Source organism: Bacteroides cellulosilyticus DSM 14838, assembly GCF_000158035.1.
In the GTDB taxonomy this organism is placed as follows: Bacteria; Bacteroidota; Bacteroidia; order Bacteroidales; family Bacteroidaceae; genus Bacteroides; species Bacteroides cellulosilyticus.
In genome coordinates this window covers 1-907 of sequence record NZ_EQ973508.1, presented here as the reverse complement: position 1 = coordinate 907, position 907 = coordinate 1, and the positions used below count along the sequence as shown (strand labels likewise).

2 protein-coding genes are annotated in these 907 nt (G+C 42.1%); both read right to left on the bottom strand.

Annotation, left to right across the window (positions count from 1 at the left end):
* Window positions 1-476, bottom strand: a 476-nt coding sequence (locus tag BACCELL_RS25370) for a hypothetical protein (RefSeq protein ID WP_211211354.1), incomplete at its 3' end; no start/stop codon positions are given.
* Window positions 477-495: 19 nt separating this feature from the next.
* On the bottom strand, window positions 496-907 hold a 412-nt coding region (locus tag BACCELL_RS25365; RefSeq protein ID WP_007215045.1), incomplete at its 5' end, for a hypothetical protein.

Below are 907 nucleotides of genomic sequence, written 5' to 3'. Positions count from 1 at the left end.
CCCGGAATCATCGCCCATGATATATTGTTCTCTTCGAAGACGGTAATCGTAGGGGTGGCGATGGATACGGAACCGTTCGTCGACAGTCTGACCTTCATATCGACCTTTATATCAGACGGAAATAATGGATCTACCTTCCATATTGCTTCAACGTCTCCGAAACGGAGACTGTGAGAAAATTTCAGAGTACCATCGGGAAGCATTTCTGCTTTTGACGGATAGAACGTAAAATCCTTTCCCTCAAGATCCTGATCGACCAAATCCTTTGCCGGATTACGATCTATATACAAAACCGTGTAATATCCCTTGGGGGCAGGAATCTGCTTCCCGTCGATTTTAATACACGAGATATGCCAGCCATCCTCCTCCTGTTGCCATTCAAAATCAATACTGCCCGTATTAAGATTCAGTTTGGGCTGAGCGGACATCAAGACACTCACACAAGCAATGAGTAACGTAGAAAACAAATATTTCATAAATGTATTTTTCAGAAAATTATTTTTCAACTATTTCTATTTCTATATTTTGCACAGATTCTTCAGTTCCAAAAGCGGTAGCATTACGCGACACTACGGTCACCGTAAACTTACCCGGTTTGTAATATGTGTAATCATAGAACCCCGGAACAACCTCGCTGTACGACTTAATAAGCGTACCATAATCAGGAATCACTTGGCTCGGATCGACAGGAGAAGTAATTACCCAGCTTTCAAAATCCTCCTTACCGTCAGGCATGCCTGCACAAGTAAGCGATGTTCCAAGTGTCCACTGATAAGCGGGGAAAATAGCACCGGTCTGATCTTCCTGCAGTTTATTCGTAGTTGTACCACATTTTGCAAAAGAAGCATTTGTCCATATCGTATAAGGAAGAGCATCCGTTTCAACTGTATTATTAAGATTGAATGAA